The 18094-nt window shown below is 49.7% G+C and carries 13 protein-coding genes; 8 read left to right on the plus strand and 5 right to left on the minus strand.

Going from position 1 to position 18094, the window contains the following annotated elements; all coding sequences use genetic code 11:
• Positions 1 to 57: 57 nt before the first annotated feature.
• Complete coding sequence (locus tag A5320_RS05420) at positions 58 to 2064, plus strand: tetratricopeptide repeat protein (protein WP_068061946.1); 2007 nt, start codon at positions 58 to 60, stop codon at positions 2062 to 2064.
• A 3-nt stretch (positions 2065 to 2067) separates the two neighbouring features.
• Here the strand turns inward: A5320_RS05420 and A5320_RS05425 are convergent, their stop codons facing one another.
• The gene (locus A5320_RS05425; RefSeq protein WP_068061949.1) at positions 2068 to 2910 is read right to left on the minus strand and encodes a pseudouridine synthase family protein; all 843 of its coding nucleotides are present in this window, start codon (positions 2908 to 2910) and stop codon (positions 2068 to 2070) included.
• A gap of 107 nt (positions 2911 to 3017) precedes the next feature.
• On the opposite strand from A5320_RS05425, the gene A5320_RS05430 reads away from it, so the two are divergent.
• Both A5320_RS05430 and A5320_RS05435 read left to right on the plus strand, forming a co-directional pair.
• Positions 3018 to 3710: a choice-of-anchor H family protein gene (locus A5320_RS05430; protein WP_068061952.1), complete on the plus strand. Its 693-nt coding sequence runs from the start codon at positions 3018 to 3020 to the stop codon at positions 3708 to 3710.
• Positions 3682 to 4605, plus strand: coding sequence for a hypothetical protein (locus A5320_RS05435; protein ID WP_157605649.1), 924 nt, complete (start codon positions 3682 to 3684; stop codon positions 4603 to 4605). The genes A5320_RS05430 and A5320_RS05435 overlap by 29 nt, the downstream gene beginning before the upstream one ends.
• Here A5320_RS05435 and A5320_RS05440 read toward each other — a convergent pair.
• The 3 genes from A5320_RS05440 to A5320_RS05450 all read right to left on the minus strand — a co-directional run bounded on the left by A5320_RS05440 (position 4590) and on the right by A5320_RS05450 (position 9792).
• Positions 4590 to 5669 (minus strand): hypothetical protein, encoded by a 1080-nt coding sequence (locus tag A5320_RS05440; RefSeq protein WP_068061960.1) that lies wholly within the window; start codon positions 5667 to 5669, stop codon positions 4590 to 4592. The two genes, A5320_RS05435 and A5320_RS05440, sit on opposite strands and share 16 nt — an antisense overlap.
• Positions 5666 to 8332 (minus strand): hypothetical protein, encoded by a 2667-nt coding sequence (locus tag A5320_RS05445; protein WP_068061963.1) that lies wholly within the window; start codon positions 8330 to 8332, stop codon positions 5666 to 5668. Before A5320_RS05445 ends, A5320_RS05440 begins: the two co-directional genes overlap by 4 nt.
• A 68-nt stretch (positions 8333 to 8400) precedes the next feature.
• The gene (locus A5320_RS05450) at positions 8401 to 9792 is read right to left on the minus strand and encodes a PhoH family protein (RefSeq protein ID WP_068061967.1); all 1392 of its coding nucleotides are present in this window, start codon (positions 9790 to 9792) and stop codon (positions 8401 to 8403) included.
• Between the two features lie 196 nt (positions 9793 to 9988).
• On the opposite strand from A5320_RS05450, the gene rapA reads away from it, so the two are divergent.
• The 4 genes from rapA to A5320_RS05470 all read left to right on the plus strand — a co-directional run bounded on the left by rapA (position 9989) and on the right by A5320_RS05470 (position 15922).
• A complete protein-coding gene (rapA, locus tag A5320_RS05455) occupies positions 9989 to 12901 on the plus strand; it encodes an RNA polymerase-associated protein RapA (RefSeq protein WP_231916654.1) in 2913 nt (970 codons plus the stop codon).
• A 67-nt stretch (positions 12902 to 12968) separates the two neighbouring features.
• Complete coding sequence (locus A5320_RS05460; protein WP_068061973.1) at positions 12969 to 13622, plus strand: pseudouridine synthase; 654 nt, start codon at positions 12969 to 12971, stop codon at positions 13620 to 13622.
• Between the two features lie 290 nt (positions 13623 to 13912).
• Positions 13913 to 14980 (plus strand): OmpA family protein, encoded by a 1068-nt coding sequence (locus tag A5320_RS05465; protein WP_068061976.1) that lies wholly within the window; start codon positions 13913 to 13915, stop codon positions 14978 to 14980.
• A gap of 150 nt (positions 14981 to 15130) precedes the next feature.
• Positions 15131 to 15922 carry a DUF3530 family protein gene (locus tag A5320_RS05470; protein ID WP_197489989.1) on the plus strand — a complete coding sequence of 264 codons (792 nt, stop codon included), beginning with the start codon at positions 15131 to 15133 and terminating at the stop codon, positions 15920 to 15922.
• Between the two features lie 44 nt (positions 15923 to 15966).
• Here the strand turns inward: A5320_RS05470 and A5320_RS05475 are convergent, their stop codons facing one another.
• Complete coding sequence (locus A5320_RS05475) at positions 15967 to 17526, minus strand: methyl-accepting chemotaxis protein (protein ID WP_068061982.1); 1560 nt, start codon at positions 17524 to 17526, stop codon at positions 15967 to 15969.
• Between the two features lie 204 nt (positions 17527 to 17730).
• Between A5320_RS05475 and A5320_RS05480 the strand changes: the two genes are divergently transcribed.
• Entirely contained in the window at positions 17731 to 18087 is a 357-nt protein-coding gene (locus tag A5320_RS05480; RefSeq protein WP_068061985.1) for a DMT family protein, read from the plus strand.
• Positions 18088 to 18094 lie beyond the last annotated feature (7 nt).

The raw sequence follows: 18094 nt of genomic DNA on the forward strand, positions 1-18094 counted from the left end.
ACGTTTGTAGTGCAGCGACATGATGCCCACACTACTTTTCTTGCAGGAGCAGCCCAGGTGAAATGTCGTTGGTTAATCATTTTGGTGTGTCTGAGCGCCCCGTTGCGCGCAGATCCGTTGGCCACCGAAATTCAGCAGATCCAACTCGAACCGGCACGATTTGCCAGCGAGCTGAGTGAAGTCGCGGTCGAGCAACGGGATGCCATCCACTGGTTTAAGCTCACACATGCGTATTTACGTCTGAAAAACAAAGATGCTGCGCTCAGTAGTGTCAATATGGCGTTGCAGTTGGGATTACCAGATGATGTTACGGTGCAGGCTTTGGAGCAAAAAGCACTGATTTATGGCATGTTATTTCGTGATAATCAACAAGCCTTGGCAGCGCTGCAACTTGCCGAAACCAAACTCGACCATCTGAGCTCGGCGAATAAGCCACAATTACAAACCAGTATTTATGAAAGCTTTGCCCAGGCCTACAATCAAACCGGCAACATGACCGAAGCTATTCGGTATGCCGAACTCAGTATCGCCATTGCCACTGAACATCAGTTACCGCTGCCGGAATTACAAGCGCGCCTGACCGCTGGCCGACTGGCATTGCAGCAAAACAATTTTGTGCTGACCCAAATGCACTTCAGCCGTGCTCTGGCACTGGCGATTGAGCTGAAACGCACCAGCTCGCTGGCTTCTATTTATCTGCGTCTTGGCATGGCATATCGGAAATTGTCGCAGCATAGTCTGGCATTGGAACATTTTGCCAAAGCCGAACAGCTGTACGAAAAACCAACCGATAGCAGTCAGCGGATTAATGTCTGGGTTAATCAGGCCGAAACCTATCTGCAAGTGGCTGATCCGACTGCGGCAGAACCTATTCTGGCTAAAGCCCTGGCTCTGGCGAATGAGCTTAAAGATGTGCATTTAATAGCTCTGGTGTACTACGGGCAGGCGCAGTGGTCGATGCAACAACATCGGTTCCCGCAAGCCCGGCAACAGCTGCACGAAGCGTTGCAGCTGTTTAATCAGGTCGAACATTCCGGACTGCAGCTGGAAATCAGTCTGGCTATTGTGGAGGTTGCACTGCAACAGCAGGATCTCGAAGCGGCCATCGAGGCGATGCCTTCCGAAAAATTACTGACCAATTCGCCGGATTTTTTGCAACAACGGTATTGGCAGATGGCGGCGCAGTTAAATGCCGCACGCTTACAATGGCAGCCAGCGTTCCAGGCCAGCGAAAAGGCCAACGTATTGCAGCGCACCTTACTGAAAAACCAACAAAAATACACCGTGGACTTACTGAACAATAGTTTGCAGCTGCAACAGCAGCAACAACAACTGAGCGTTTTGCAACGACAACAACACTGGTATCTGCTGACCATGATTGTGTTATGTATCAGTTGGCTGGCCAGCCTGGTCTGGCTATTCAGACGGAGGTTACAGGACAGTGGCCGTGAAGATCTGACTGAGGCAACACATCTGCCCCAAGCGGCCAGCTGGACGGAATTTTGCCGTAAACTGCAGCGCGAATACCACAAATCCCAGCCGCTGCAACTGCAATGTATTCAGTTGGCACAACCGCAGCAGTTTAAATTTCTGTTTGGCGAGCACATTCTGCGCCGAGCCATGCAGCAGCTGATCAGCGCTTTACCGGCAGAACATCTGGCCAGTTATGCCGTGCATACCGATGCGGTATGGCTGATTTGGCGTTGCCCACCGGAAGGTTTTACTCAGGTCGAACAACAACTGAATTACCTGCTGTTACAACAACGGGCACAACTACCTACCCAACCGACGCTTTATAGTTTTATCGCGCCGCTACAACCGTTGTTAGGTGACTACTGGCAACCGGCAGATTTAGCGGGCCTGCGCGAACTGGTGTGGCTCAGCTGGCAACTGGCGGATCAGCAACAAAAAGCGCAGCAGTTGTACCGGGTGCAGTTGTATTGTTCACAGCCCAACCCTTGCAGCTGGCAAACTGAAAATGTTCGCGGCGACATTAACAATGCACTGCGGTTGGGTCTGATTAGTTTAACCTGTAACGATTTGCCGCTGGCGAAGCCACATTAGCAGTCACTTCACGCCATAACGACGCAGCTCTGCTGGCAATTGATAGTGATATTTACGTCGGCCGCCCACCAGCGCAAAACTCAGCTCGACCGCCTGCAAACCCAAGCCTGCCGGATCCTGATTGTGCGTGCCGTAACGTGGATCGCCCATCACCGGATGGCCAATGTCAGCAAAATGACGGCGGATCTGATGTTTTCGGCCACTAATCAGCGTGATATCCAGCAAAGTAGTCGCGGGTTCCTGCCAGCCCGGGACCGGGCTGAACCTGGTTTCACAGGCTTTACCGTCGAGTACCGCATTAATTTGTCCGGCAGCCATTAAAGTGGCATCGAGTTTCCCCAGCACCAGTACCTGATATTTTTTACTGATTTGATGCTGCTGGATTAACTGACTGAGTTCAGCAGCGGTTTTTTGCTGGTGGGCCACTAACATTAAACCACTGGCCTCCCGATCCAGTCGATGCAGTAAAAACACCGGTCTTTTGCTGTTGTTATATAGTTCGGCAAAACGCAACAAACTCAGATGGTCGCCCCATTCGTTGCCTTGCGACAACATGCCGGCAGGCTTGAACCAGACACTGAAATTGCCCTCATCCGCCACTAGCACCGGTGCGTCACAGCTACGCTGCAGTAAATCACTGTCATAGTTTAAATGCAGTTGCTCACCAGCGGCGACCGGGCTTTGCGCCCGGCGTAATCTTTTGTGCTGTTTGCCACGTTGCCAGCTTACGGCGCCTTTGTTCATTGCATCTTTCAGCCGCGCTTTTGATAGTTCCGGCACCGCAGCGCACAGCACATCAATGGCAAGAGCTTGCTCGCTGACAACGATAGTTTTTGAGATCCGCATAACTCATCCAGTGACCGGTTTTTCCGGCATTTGTAAGAAGAAAAAAATTCAGGAGCTATTCAGCCGCAACAGGCGAGGATGATATCAAAGCTACAGGAGCACTGACCATGAAAACCCATGTACTACCGTTGATTTTCGCATTATTGACTACTACTTCAGTGCTCGCAGCTGAACCTTTAGCTGCTTTACAACCCACCAAAGAATCTCATTTACCCGCCAGCACCGTGGCCAGCAGCGCTCAAGCCTTACCAAATATTGCGGTGAACCGCTCCTTGGCAGTTACGCAGGCCTTTCAGAGCAGTGCCTGGTTCCATACCATCGATTTAACCATGCGCTATGACAGCAACAACAACGGCTTTTATTCACAGCTTTATGTTCGTTTTGACGCGCACACCGACTACAACTCGCAACCGGTTTACGCGGTGTACAGCCTGATCGACAGTGCTGGTGTGGAACGGGTCATTCATACCAGTTCGGTGTTTACTTTGTACGGTCAAAGCAGCCAGGACTGGTTTGCCATTGAAACCGATTTAAGCCAGCTACGGACCGGCTATTATAAATTGCTGATTGAACTGGTTGATGCCAGCACCGGTTACTTGCTGGCTGAAGTGTCCGGTTACGATAACGACACCTTAAATCGTCTGCCGCTGGAAGATCAAAGCCGCGACGATTATGTTGAAGTGATAGTGCGGGAAGAATCCGGCGGCAGTCTTGGAGTTTTCAGCTTTTTAGCATTAAGCTGTGTTTATCTGAATCGACGGAAATCACTTGGTGCTGAAAATTCTGTTTGTACTGAATAGTTTACTTTGGTCACCACTGCTGGCAGCTGCCATTGATGTGCAAAAAACAATTGCGGAAAAAACCACTGAATTTCGCTATCAATGGCCGCCGGAACCAGAGTTAAGTTTTCAGCTCGACAACGCCGATATCAAAGCGCAATCCGGCAGCAACCGGCGTTATTCCACTGAACTTGCCGATCAACATATCCGCCATCAAGTGCTACTGGCGGCGGTGAAATTGCAAAAGCGCGGAGTTCGGGTGCAGATGTCGCCGAAAAATCTGCCATTTCGGGTAACTGTGCGCGGCGATGACGCGGGTCAAGTGGAGAAAGTGCAGCAGCAACTGCAACAAGCTCAGCAGCAAGCCTACGATAATTACCTGAAACGCGATTTTTATTATCTGATGAAAAGCCCGACCGGCGAGCAATTTGTGATCCCGGACCATGTGCGGGTGATGCAACAAAGCCGCCCGGCGCTGCAGTCAATCTCAAATGCCTTTGTCGATTTATATGGCAAAAATAATATCCGGCAAATTTCCGGAAAAATCAGTGAATGGGTGCAACAAATCCCCTATCAGGATTTATCCGACCGTCAAGGCTCAGCGGGTAGCGGCTATTCACCACCGCTAAAACTGTTAGTGGAACATGGCGGCGATTGCGACAGTAAAGCGGTATTGTATGCGGCGATACTGCAGAACATTTTCCCGAAAAACAGTATCGGTATTTTGTATTTTCCGGATCATGCCGTCGTGGCGGCGCAAATTCCGCCGTTGGAACATGAACTGACTGTCACCTTACAGGGGATCACCTATCTGGTGGTGGATCCAACAGGTCCGGCTCCAACGAAGTTAGGGACCTTGGCGCAAAAATATCAAACCTATCTGACCAACCGCCAGTTTACTCACCGTTTGTTCTGAGTCTCATCCGTGCCGGTGCGGATTTGCTCAACTTGTTGAAACACCTGCCCCCAATCTGCCGGAATATTCCGTACGCCCTGAATATCACCACGACGCAACCGCTCGATATGCACCAACAACCGATGAAACGGTGACAACACTTTGGTCTTGAACCGACGCCGCAGATAAATCGCTAACAGCATTAATGTCGCCAGATATAGCAGCACATGCCCCATAAAACTCATCAACTCACTGCTCACTGAAGCGATATGCACCGGCTCCAGATGTAACGTTAGATTGAGCTGCTCCAGGGATTTTAAATTGTCGCTGTGGTGGATTAAATCTTGTGGTTGTACCGGCACTACCTGCATTTTTTCAACAGTTAACAACGCCTGTCCAACATCATTCATCAGCTGCACACGCGCGCCTTGCTGCGCCTTCGCGACTAATTTCAACATGAAGGCTAAATCAAGTTCCAGCAGCAATTCACCGACATGCTGCTCTTTTTTCTGCAGTGGGATTGCCAGTAAAAATATCGCTTCAGCGGCATCAACTTTATGCAGCCGGATATCCGGTAACCCCAACTTGTGCTGCTGTTGTTTTTGTTCCCAGTACAACTCTGACTGTAATTCCTGTGCCGCCGTGCGACCGTCATTCGTCGAGTACCAGACGCCGCTGTTCGATACATAACTGAACTGGCGGATCACGACCGTGCTACGCTGACTATGCTGCAGTTTTGGCATCAATTGTTGCAACATAGCGACTTCAGCATCACTGAGCGTCGCATCAGGCTGTTCAGCAACAACTGACCACAACATCCCGGTCAGCGGCTTGCTGGCGTCACTTGGTTGCTCGGCCAACAAACTCAGTTCGGCATCGGCTTTGAGGACGGTCATTAAATGCAGCAATGGACTGAACTGATGTTCCAAGTCTTCCACAGCTGAATTTAGTAAGTTCTGTTGTTGTGCAATTCTTTGATTTAAAGCAATAAAATAATCGAACACTGCAGCGGAAAAAGCCAGACATAACACTACGATAAAAGTGCGCAGCTGTGATCTTTTATATTCGGTATGGAGTGGATTCATCGCGTAGTGCTGCCTTGATGTTGTAAAGTGATCTGATATAAATGCCGGCTTAATGCCGCGCCGCCATCCGCCATCGGCCACAATGGATGAGATTCTTGCAGTTGCGACTGCGATGGTGCCTGCTCATTCCCAAGACACCATACAACAAACCGCGGCAGAGCCTGATTGGACGCGAGTTGTTCATGCAACGTCCATGGCAGACAGTAATAATCCTGCTGCAAGTCCCCGGGCAATTCTGGCCATCGCGTCACGCCCTGCACCTGATAATGCAAGTTGTGCAGCTGTTGTTCAATCCACCAATACTGTAGCGGATCCGGCTGACAGAGCCAGATCTTTGCTTTTTGTCCGGTGACAATTCCAGCGGAGGTACTGTGAAACGCCCTGGTTAAAACCAGTGGCGTCAGCGGTTTTGCCAGCAAAAATAACTGTTCCGATTGCGCCAGACTCAACCATTGTTGCGGCTGACGAACCACAAGCAGGACTTGCACGTCGGGAAAGTATCGCCGCACCACTGCCGCTATTTTACCGGCCAAAGCGGCATCCGACTGCACAAAATCTTCATCAATCAGCATTTTGCTGAGTTCTTGCGGCGAACTCTCACACCATTGCAGCAATTGACTGGCGTCGTCCATTGGCAGTAAGTCCAAACCAGACTGTCTGAACAATCGCCGGTACAATTGCTGCGCCTCACCGGGCGGGCACAATAACATCGCGCTGCCTGGCTGCGGCTCGGCGGCAGCAACAACGGGCTGCAACGGAACTTCACAAGGCACCGTTAGCACCATTTTGTTACCAGCCGCCAAATCAGCCCGCGCCGATAAATGCGCATGAAGTTCAGCTAATTGTTGCTGAATGTGCCGGTACGCCAGCGCCGTGGCGCTTTGATCATCGGCAACGGGGTTCAACACGCTCAACCATTGCCCATCGGTGAGACTATGCGCCTGATCAACAATTTCTATCCGCAGCTGATTCGTTTCCGCCAGCAGCAGCCGGACCAATAAGGTGCCGTTGCCAACGCGCAATTCAGTCTGCGCCAACAGACTTTGCACCAAAGGTAATAATCGTTGTTGCTGGACCAACAAGGCTTCGGGGAAATCGGTACTGGCTTCCAATAAATAATTTAGTTTGGTATCCACCTGATGGCGCTGCGCCAGCATAGCCGTCAGATCCAACATGATATCGCTGCACCAAATTTGTCCGATAGCGGCTGGTGTGACTTGTTGCAACCAGCTTCGGCTGATGTCGGCCAGTTTTGGATCAACAACCGGCTGTTGCAGCCATGCTTGTAATAAGGCCGCAGCTGCTGGAAAAGCCGCAGGCTGTTGCGCACTACCCGCTGTTTCGGCAATCGGTGATTCGGCAGTAGCTGATTCGGTCTGACGAGACCCGGTGAGCAGCAAGTCGGCAGATTGCGGCTCTTTGTTGTCGACTGTCGTGGGCTTGGCCACGAACTGCTCAGTTGAAGCTATATCGTCAGTGACTGTTTGCTTATCCTGATCCGCAAGCAATGCCAGCTCAAGGGTGCCCAGCACCGGGGAATCAAAACCATGTTCATTCGGGTCGGCCCATTCTGCCGTGGCAAATTGTCCCTCGGTCATTTGCGCTGCCGTAAATTCTGCCGCAGCCACTTCGGCGGCGTTCGCGGCCACAGTTGCGCTCCGTAACCGGCGGTGGATCAGATAAAACGCTAATCCTAATAACAAACTTAAGCCGGTTAAGGCAGCCAGTAAGCGCATTTTGATGCTCGCCAGTTCTTCCAGCATCGGCGCAGCGTCCCGTTCAACCACCAGATAAAGTTGCCATTCCGGCAGCTGCCGGTAACTGGCCAGCGTTTGCCGTCCCAGGTAATTCAGGTAATGACTGGCAATAAAACCGCTGCTGCTGCGCGCAACTTCGTTCATCAGACTGGTCAACGGCCAGGCTCCGGCATCCTGATAACGTTGTTTACTGCGCAGCAAATTTTCCGGCGGCCTTTTGGCATAAATTTTAAGGGCTTGTTGCGGATCTTGATTATCCAGTCCCAATCTTGGTAATAACGATTTCTGAAACCGACTACTGGATAACAACTCGGCATCTTTGGACAGTAGCAACAGCTCTGTCACTTGCAGTGGCGTCGCCATTAATCGTTGTAATTGTTGTTGCAGCTGACTGGCATCAAACCACAGCACCAGTCGTTGTTGCTGCTGGTCGACCTGCAACGGTAGGATCCATTGATCTTTGAGCACTAACGGCGGTAAAAAAGTTGCTGCAGTGGCAGATTGAAAATTGGTTTGGCTAAAGTAGGTACTGGCATCAGCTGAGCTGAGCCGCAGCACCCGGCCCTGACTATCTAACACGGCATACGCCAGCAATGGATCAGGCCATAACACCCGGCGGATTTGTTCATCTAGTTGCTGTAATGGGTCAACCAGCGCCGATTCAACACCGGCAGCCGGCAGTTGTTGCACTTCCAGCAATTCGGTTTCCAGATAAGCCAAATGCAACTGATAACCCTGTTGCCAGTTTTGCAGCAAAGTCTGAGCTTTATCAAGCTGTTGGGTGAGTTCATTTTTTTGCTGAAGGAGCTGCCACGATCCACTTTGCAGCAATAACCAATAACCACAGCTCCAAATAAAGCTGATGGACAAGACAAAGACCAGACCAGACCACGAAAACACTTTCACCAGGCTTCCACTTCCTCGATGCGACAGGGCTGAATAGCGTAACCTATCAGCCCATCAAGTCAACTTGTTTACAAATTGGCCTCGGCAAAAGACGCCAGCCGGCTGCGCACCACCCCATTGAGGTTAATGGTGGTACTGCCTTCGAAGTTTTTGAACCGTTCGACGATATAGGTTAATCCTGAAGTTACCGCAGTTAGATAGTTACTGTCGATTTGTGACAAGTTGCCCGAACAAATCAACTTGGTGCCTTCACCGCAGCGGGTAATGATGGTTTTGAGCTGTGCTGCAGTTAAGTTCTGACATTCATCCAAGAGTACTATGGCATTCTGAATGCTGCGACCGCGCATGAAATTCACCGACTTAAACTGAATATTCGCTTTGTCCATAATGTAGTTCACGCTGGCATGTGGATGCTCATCGGTTTTATGCAGCACTTCCAGTGAGTCGGTAATGGCCGCCAGCCAGGGCGCCATTTTTTCTTCTTCAGTGCCGGGTAAAAAGCCAATCGACTCGGCAATTTCCGGCGTGTTACGGGTGACAATGACTTTATCGTACAAGCCACGTTCGATCACCATTTCCAGCGCTGCCGCCAGTGCCAGCAGGGTTTTACCACAACCGGCCGGACCGGTCAGGATCACCAAATCCATATCCGGGTCCAGTAATGCATTAAGCGCCATCGCCTGATAGATATTTTTCGGTAGCACACCCCAGGCCTTTTTATGCATCAGCCGCTCAAAACCTAAATCCAGCACTTTGATTTCATGATCGTTGATAGTGACCACCCGGCCAGCAAAGGTTTCGTATTCGTCGACCAGATATTCATTAATATAAGCATTGGGTAACACGGTGCGAGGTAGATAGTGATAGGTTTCACGCCCTTCATTGGCGCTGCGGCAATCTTTAATCTGGCTCCAGAAATCACCGGGAAATTTAAAATACCCCTTGTATAAAAAGCGTACATCGTCGATTAGTTGGTCGGTGCGGTAATCTTCAACCAGTTTCAGCCCGGCACCTTTGGCCTTCAGCCGCATATTGATATCTTTGGTGACCAGTATCACTTTGACCGGCGCTTTTTCCCGTTGTAAAAACAACGCGGTATTGATGATCAGGTGGTCGTTCTCACCACCAGGTAAACCTGGAATTTGATCGGATAAATGATGGTCGTTGACGATAAATAAATGGCCGCTTTCTTTTAAATCGGTTGGCGCCGGCAATGCCACACCTGCCAGCATCTGATCCGGGGTGGCATCTTTAAGAACATCCTCCAGTGCGCGAATGGCCACGCGGGCTTCGCGACTAACATCTTTGTGTTTATCTTTAATATGGTCTAATTCTTCTAGCACGGTCATCGGGATGACCACGTCATGTTCCTGGAAGTTTAAGAAGGCGAAAGGTTCGTGCAGCAGAATGTTGGTATCAAGAACGTAGATTTTTTTCTCTTTGCTTTTTCTTCGCGCCATATGCAGCTCCTTAGCGTGGGTAAAGCGGAATTTCACGAATTGGTTTTCTTTTCTTTTTAATGTAGAGCAAGAATCGTAGTTACGGATGACATTCGCATGACAGATTTTCATCTGTTGCAAAAAAACCGCAGCATTCAGATGCAGTTTGTGGCGATTCTTAGTACCATGCAGCCCCTTTTTCGGAGTGGTAAAAAATATGATGAAATTTGCACTAGGGCAACGTTGGATCAGCGACTCTGAGTCTGATTTAGGCTTGGGTACCGTGGTTGGAATTGAAGGCCGCATGCTGACTCTGTTGTTCCCGGCGAGCGGCGAAACGAGGCTTTATGCCATTGCCGAAGCGCCTCTGACCCGAGTGCAATTTAATCCGGGTGATACCATCAAAAGTGCCGATGAATTCAGCCTGGTTGTTGATACCATTGAAGAAAAAAATCAGACCCTGATTTACCACGGCCATAAAACAGACAACGGCGAAGCAGTCAGTCTGCGCGAAACTTTCCTTGATCATTTTATTAGCTTTAACCAGCCACAAGACCGGTTGTTCGCCGGGCAAATCGACCGTTTTGAATGGTTTACCTTGCGCTACCACAGCTGGCAGCATATCCATCAGCAGCAGCAAAACCCGATGCGCGGTCTGGGCGGTGGACGGGTTAGCTTAATTCCGCATCAACTTTATATCGCCGATGAAGTATCAAAACGGCATGCGCCACGTGTTTTACTGTCGGATGAAGTGGGTTTAGGTAAAACCATCGAAGCTGGTCTGATTATTCACCAACAGCTGATTGCCGGTTTAGCGCAGCGCGTGCTGGTGGTGGTGCCAGAGTCGCTGATGCACCAGTGGCTGGTCGAAATGCTGCGTCGGTTTAACCTGAAGTTTGCCATTTTTGATGAAGAACGCTGCACCGAAGCCAAAGGCGATGGTGGCAATCCATTTGAATCTGAACAGCTTGTGCTGACCACGCTGGAATTTTTCAGCCGCAAAAAAAGCTGGCACGAAGCGGCCACCGAAGCGCACTGGGATTTGTTGGTGGTGGACGAAGCGCACCATTTACAGTGGAGTCAGGACAACCCAAGTACCGAGTATCAGCGTATAGAAGCACTGGCTCAGGATACACCAGGCGTTATTTTATTAACCGCCACTCCGGATCAGCTGGGCCACGAAAGTCATTTCGCCCGCTTGCGGTTATTAGACCCTGCCCGTTTTTACGATTATCAAACCTTTTTGGGCGAAGAGCTGCATTACAAAGCCATTGCTGAACTCGCCAAAGAAGTGCTGGACGCGCCTGCTATTTCAGCAGCGACTGCAGCAACCTTGCAGCAAAAAATTGCTGAAACGGATTTGTCTGCTGAGCTGAAGTTATTGCAACAGAGTGAGCCGAGCGCAGAGCGTCAGGCTGCCGAGCAGTCCGTACTCAGTCAGTTATTGGATCGCCACGGTACCGGCCGCATTTTGTTCCGCAACAGCCGCGCCGCGATTGCCGGTTTTCCAAAACGGCAGCCGCATTTATTACCGCTGGAAATGCCGGAGCAATACCAAAACGCCATTAAAGTGCAGCAGGCCTTTAATGCCAGTCAAACTGACGCCCAAAAAGCCCGGGCACAGTTATTCCCGGAGCGGATTTTCCAGGAATTTGAAGGCAATAAAAGTAGCTGGTGGCAGTTTGATCCCAGAGTTGAACTGATCATTGATCGGATCAAAGCCAATAAATACAAAAAGTTCCTAATCATTTGCGCCCATGCTGATACTGCCATTGCGCTGGAAGAAGCGCTGCGGGTGAAAGAAGGCATTCGGGCTGCGGTATTCCATGAAGGTATGAGTATCGTCGAGCGCGACAAAGCCGCCGCTTATTTTGCTCAGGACGACAACGCCGCACAGGCGCTGATTTGTTCGGAAATCGGCAGCGAAGGTCGTAATTTCCAGTTTGCGCATCAGCTGGTATTGTTCGATTTACCGCTGAATCCGGATTTACTTGAGCAACGCATCGGCCGCCTGGATCGGATTGGGCAGCAGCACGATATTCAAATCTACCTGCCATTCTTCAAGAATCACCCACAAGAAATTCTGGTGCAGTGGTATCACGAAGGTCTGCAGGCGTTGCAATTCACCAGTCAGACCGGCCGCGCTGTGTTTGAAGAACTGCAGCATCAGTTGCTGGCACAGCTTGCGGCGAATCAGCCAGATGCCGATGCTGTGGCAAAACTGCTGCACGATACTCAGGCGCTGAATTTGCAGCTGAAAACTAAGCTGGAGCAAGGCCGCGATAAACTGCTGGAAATTAACTCTGCCGGCCGGGGTTATGCTGCCTCTATCGCCGGGCAAATTGCCGCCCAGGACGACGACACCGTGCTGCCGCTGTACATGATTAAAGCCTGGGATATTCTGGGGATTAATCAGGACGATCGCAGCGACACCAGCATCATCCTGACGCCATCAGAACAAACACAGGGTCATTATCCTGGCCTCGATGAAGACGGTGTTACCGTCACATTTGACCGCCAAACCGCGCTGGCGCAGGAAGATATCCAGTTTTTAAGCTGGGATCACCCAATGGTCCAAGGCACGCTGGATATTGTGACTAACGACAGCATGGGCAACAGCTCAGCCGCGGTGATGTTCAACAAACAACTACCGGTCGGTACTTTTTTTGTCGAATTTATTTATGTGGCCGAAGCCAGTGCGCCGGCTGAGTTGCAGTTAGGCCGTTATCTGCCACCAACGCCAATCCGGTTATTGCTGGAAAAAACCGGCAAAAACCTGGCACCAAATGTACCATTTGACAACTTTAACCGGCAGCTAAAACCGGTTGGCCGTCAGACAGCCAGCAAATTAGTTGGAGCGTTGCAAACCACTATCCACCCGTTGATTGCTAAAGCCGAAGCTTATGCCTCAACACAGCTAGCGCAAATTCAGCAAGACGCCCAGCAGAAAATGCAGCTGGCATTAACGGCACAAATCAGTCGCCTGCAGGCCTTGTCTAAAATTAACCCGTCAGTGCGACCGGAAGAAATCGCTCATTTGCAGTCAATGCAAACGCAACTGACGGATTACATCAGCAAAGCCCGACTGAAATTTGATGCAATTCGGGTGATTGTGGCCAGCAATGAGTAGGAAAAATGATGATTAAAGGTCATCACGACTTGGATTATCGCTCCGCTTTGCGGCCTGTGGGATTTCGATGCTGATCCACTATGAACCGCCGCTGTGGCCGTACCTGGAGATTGTCTATCAGGACAACGATTTGCTGGTGCTGAATAAGCCCAGCGGCTTGCTGACGGTCCCTGGCAAAGCGCCAGAACATCAGGATTGTCTGGAGCGCCGGGTGCAACGGGTGTTCCCGACTGCGCGCATTGTGCATCGGCTGGATATGGCCACTTCCGGTCTGGTAGTGATGGCGCTGAGCCTTGACAGCCAGCGGCAACTCAACCGGCAATTCGAACTGCGTCAAACCGCCAAACACTATATTGCCAGGCTGGAAGGCGTGGTCAGTGCACGTCGCGGCAGTGTCGAACTACCGCTGATCTGCGACTGGCCGAATCGGCCAAAACAAATGGTTTGTTTTAGCCGTGGCAAAAAAGCGTTGACTCACTTTGAGGTGCTGGCAACGGATGCAACAAGTAGCCGAGTGCGATTAACGCCAGTCACCGGACGCTCGCACCAGCTCAGGGTGCATATGCAGTGGCTGGGGCATCCAATCCTTGGTGACAAATTTTATGCGTCAACCGATGGGCTCGCCGCAGCGGATCGTTTGCAACTACATGCAGAGTTTTTAGCACTTCGACATCCGACCGATGAACGGTGGCTTGAGTTTTCGGCACCAAGTCCATTTTAGTGCTTATACCCAAAATCATTGAAGATTCGGGTAGGCGACGAGAGCGCGAAGCCTCAGGAACATAGCTGTCTATGTGACTGGGGTGAGAGAGCGAAGACAACAACCCCGAATCTTCAAGGATGACGGGTATATACGAATCAATTAACCTTTGATTCAGTTATAACTGGTAAGATAGCGCCGCTCGCGCATAAAACATTCAGAAAATCTGAATTAAATTTAAGCAATGTTTGTTTAATATTGACGAATCAAATAAAATTAGCGAGTTGGAAAAACCCCTAAAGGAGAGATGGATGAAACTTAATACTAGCGCACTGGCCGTTTTGGCTGCTTTACCCCTGATGTCGTTTGTTGCTTCTGCTGCCCCAACTGCAGAAGATTTACAAGATCGGGTTTTTGGTTCTGTTTTCTACGAAGTGTATAGCCCTGATAGTGACAAAGCACGTTCTACCGAATGGCAAAACGTCGACAACGGCAATGGCCGTGGTCTGAACATCGGTTACCGTATCAGCAAAGATTGGGCAATCCGTGCCGAGTTCGCTCGTCAGGATCTGGACAAAGCTACTGTAGGTTATGATGTTAAAGGCAATCGTGCTGGTATCGACCTGATGTACCACATTGACAGCCTGCCAGTTTACGTTTTAGGCGGTGTGAAAAACTTCACAACTGGCCGTTCAGCATCAGCTGCAAACGTAGGTATCGGCGCAAACTTCTTTGTTTTAGATAACTTAGCTATTTTTGCTGAAGCGAACCGTTACCAGGGTATCAGCCAGTCATTTGCTGATACTGGCCTGAAAGTTGGTTTAAGCTATGTATTTGGTTCAGCACCACAAGCTGCTCCAACACCAGCACCACAGCCAGAACCAGCTCCTGCGCCAGCACCAGTGATTGGTGATGCGGATCAGGATGGTGTGACTGATGATAAAGATCAGTGTGCAAACACGCCGATCACTGACAAAGTTGACACTGTTGGTTGTTCAATTTTCACTGAAACTTCAGTGCGGATTGATTTAAACGCTCAGTTTGACAACGACTCTTCAGTTGTGAAACCTGAATATCATGCTGACATCGAAAAACTGGCAAACTTCTTAAAACGTTTCCCAAATACTGATGTTGAAATTGCCGGTCACGCTTCAAATGTTGGCAAACCAGCCTACAATATGGCGCTGTCACAACGTCGTTCTGACGCCGTTGCTGATGTATTAGTGACTCAATACGGTATCGACCGCTCACGCGTAAAAGCTGTCGGTTACGGTGTAACTAAACCACGCGCTGCCGGCAACACTGCTGCTGCACACGCGGTTAACCGTCGTATCGAAGGCCATGTAACTGCGTCAGTAAAAGAAGCAGTTACCCGCTAATATCGAACTTTCTGCATGGCTTTTTTAGCCATTGCTTGATTGCTAAAAGGCTCAACTCAGGTTGAGCCTTTTTTTATCCTGGTGATAACTTTAAGTTTCCGGCTTGCTCGCCGATACTTTGTTTAATCTATCCTCATGACAGTATTCCTGATGATCACTTTTAAGATTCGTTCTGCTACCCGCGGATTACTGTTGTTGCTACTCCTCTCCCCAGCCGTTGATGCCAATAATGCCGAACTCAGTAGCGAAAGTTTCACCACTTCCGATCTACAAAATCAAATAGACCCTATTGAAATCAAACCACTTCAGGCTGGAGAACTGTCATTTACCGTGCTGGAAAAACCAGCGATGACTGCTTTTACCAAAGGCACCGTGATCCTGGTGCCCGATTGGTCACAACATGCTGCAAGCCCGAGAATGATCAATGTACTTCGCCAGCAACTGGTCGATTACGGCTGGAATACCATCGCGATGATGGTGCCCGAGCAGCTTACTGAAACGACCGCCGAGACCCTGTTAACCTATCAGACGGCGCTGTTAACACGGCTACAAGCAGTGATGAAAAGCGCTGAAAACAATACCGGCAGTATTATTGTGGTGGCGCAAGGCAGTAGCGGCGCTTTGATTAATCAACTGTATCAGACCGGGCAGCTGACAGCGCCGGAGGGATTGATTCTGCTTAGCGCCTATTTGCCGGATAAAGCACTGAATCAGGCTGTGTCGCTGGCACTGGCCAAGCATAAAGTTCCTACCTTAGATATCCAGCAACAACAGGATAATTCGTTTGTGATGGCCAGTAGTCAGTTGCGGCTGCAACTGGTGCGAAAACACATCAAAGAAATCTACCGGCAACGGCTGCTACCGGGTTCAATTGACCAACCGCAAAATCAGCAATGGGTGTTTAACGAAGTGTATGGCTGGCTGAGTTATCTGGGATTTTAACCCAACCGCCTATATCGCTTGCCTCTGGTCTTAAAGCCAAAACACTATTTTTTAAATCTTTCAACCAACTGATACAGTGATTCGGCATTTTGCTCCAAATCACTGCTGACTGACGCTGCCTGCTCACTTTGTTGGTAACTTTCACCGGCTAAATCGGCAATCCGGCTGACCTGTCGATTAATATCCTCCGACACGTGAGCCTGCTCTTCAACTGCCACTGCAATTTGATGCCCCATTTTGGCGATAATGTTGACTGCATCCATGATGCCTTGCAACATGGTTTCTGTTTCGATCACTTTTGCAACACCAAGCTCAGTTGCTTTCATCCCGTCATTTGCTGCCGAAACCGCTGAGCTGGCACCGAGTTGTAAGTTTTTGATAATCAACTGAATTTGCTTGGTTGACTCTTGGGTCCGTTTTGCTAAATGCCGGACCTCATCAGCCACCACTGCAAAACCTCGCCCCTGTTCGCCCGCTCTTGCCGCTTCAATGGCTGCATTCAGTGCCAATAAGTTTGTTTGCTCAGCGATTTGCTGAATAATGTCGGCAGCCTGAGTAATACTGGACGTTTGCGTTGCTAAATCGCTCACTGCGGTTGAAATTGCCTGTACCGCCCTTGCCAGCGCCTGAATAGCATCCTTCGTTTGTAGTGCCACCTGCTGGCCCTGACTGGTTAGCTCGTTCGCATTCACCGCCTGGTTGGAGGTAAGTTGCACGTTCTGCGCAACTTCAGCAATGGTATGGGTCATTTCATTCATTGCTGTGGCGGTCTGATCGGTCTCGTTTTGTTGTGAAGCAATAGATGTCAGCGTCGCTTTACTCAAATTGTGCGCTCGCGCTGATTCTTTTGATGCCAGTAAAGCCGCATCTTCCAATCGGGTTAATACCGTCCGTAAATGCGCACCTTCGGTGATAAGCGCAAGCTCAAGTTGCGCCCAGTGGCCACCTTTGCCTGTATAGACCTGACTAGCCACCGGACATAAAAATGGATTACTAAGCTGTGCTTTAAATTTCTGCTGGGCGCTATGAGTACCCGCACGCTCCAGACTTACCAGACCAAAACTGGCAAATGCGGCAGCAACTCCGGCACCGTATTGACCAAACAACATGGCGCCACCCACTGTCACTGCCATTACTGCTGCCACGCCGACGGGCAATTGCCACGAATTTGCAAACACGCCGCTTGCAACAGCTTTACCATCCTTCATATTCTGATACACCAGTTGTGCGCGATGGACTTGCTCAGCGGTGGGTTTTACCCGTACAGATTCAAATCCAACCACTTTGCCATGCTGTAAAATCGGTGTGACATAAGCATTCACCCAATAATAATCGCCGTTTTTACAACGATTTTTTACAATGCCCATCCAGCATTGGCCTTTTTTCAGGTAATCCCACATTCCGGCAAAAACAGGTTCAGGCATATCAGGATGCCGCACCAGATTGTGAGGTTTGCCAATCAGTTCCTCCCGGGTAAAACCGCTGACATCGACAAAAGCATCATTACAAAATTGAATATTGCCCTGAACATCGGTAGCTGAAATGAGTCTTTGCTCAGTGGCAAAGGTACGTTCACGGGTGGTAACAGGTAAATTCTGACGCATGGCATGGCAATCCTTCGAATAAAAACATCATGTTTAGGTCCTGGAAAGTCTCTATCTTGGAAACTTTTCAAATTAAAGCTAGCTGAGCTGCGACTGATTACAAGCGTTGCCGACGCTTTTTTTAACGAGCAGCAAACAGTAAAAATCCGGGGTAAAATCAATGATTTTCAGTAATAATAACGGTTCGTATTGCAGGAGAATGATATGCCTCAGCTAAGCCCTACCCTGACCACCATCTTGTTATTAGTGATGAGCAATATTTTTATGACTTTTGCTTGGTATGGCCACTTAAAGCACCTGAAAGGTTCTGCTATTTTTGTGGCTATTTTCGTGTCATGGGGCATCGCGTTTTTTGAATACATGCTGATGGTGCCGGCCAATCGCATCGGCGCGACGGTCTTTTCACTGGCGCAACTGAAAATTCTGCAGGAAGTAATCACGCTGAGCGTGTTTATTCCATTTGCGGTGTTGTATATGAAAGAGCCCTTTAAACTGAATTACGTCTATGCCGGAATTTGTTTATTGGGCGCGGTGTATTTTATGTTTTATCACAAAAGCTGATTACTTG

It is taken from the genome of Rheinheimera sp. SA_1, from assembly GCF_001669775.1.
In the GTDB taxonomy this organism is placed as follows: Bacteria; Pseudomonadota; Gammaproteobacteria; order Enterobacterales; family Alteromonadaceae; genus Pararheinheimera.

Excerpts from the sequence above, each read along its gene's own strand:
- A5320_RS05450 (WP_068061967.1), bottom strand. The coding sequence starts at position 9,792 with ATGGCGCGAAGAAAAAGCAAAGAGAAAAAAATCTACGTTCTTGATACC.
- A5320_RS05440 (WP_068061960.1), bottom strand. The coding sequence starts at position 5,669 with ATGAATCCACTCCATACCGAATATAAAAGATCACAGCTGCGCACTTTT.
- A5320_RS05475 (WP_068061982.1), bottom strand. The coding sequence starts at position 17,526 with ATGCGTCAGAATTTACCTGTTACCACCCGTGAACGTACCTTTGCCACT.
- A5320_RS05470 (WP_197489989.1), top strand. The coding sequence starts at position 15,131 with ATGATCACTTTTAAGATTCGTTCTGCTACCCGCGGATTACTGTTGTTG.
- rapA (WP_231916654.1), top strand. The coding sequence starts at position 9,989 with ATGATGAAATTTGCACTAGGGCAACGTTGGATCAGCGACTCTGAGTCT.
- A5320_RS05425 (WP_068061949.1), bottom strand. The coding sequence starts at position 2,910 with ATGCGGATCTCAAAAACTATCGTTGTCAGCGAGCAAGCTCTTGCCATT.
- A5320_RS05465 (WP_068061976.1), top strand. The coding sequence starts at position 13,913 with ATGAAACTTAATACTAGCGCACTGGCCGTTTTGGCTGCTTTACCCCTG.
- A5320_RS05460 (WP_068061973.1), top strand. The coding sequence starts at position 12,969 with ATGCTGATCCACTATGAACCGCCGCTGTGGCCGTACCTGGAGATTGTC.
- A5320_RS05480 (WP_068061985.1), top strand. The coding sequence starts at position 17,731 with ATGCCTCAGCTAAGCCCTACCCTGACCACCATCTTGTTATTAGTGATG.
- A5320_RS05430 (WP_068061952.1), top strand. The coding sequence starts at position 3,018 with ATGAAAACCCATGTACTACCGTTGATTTTCGCATTATTGACTACTACT.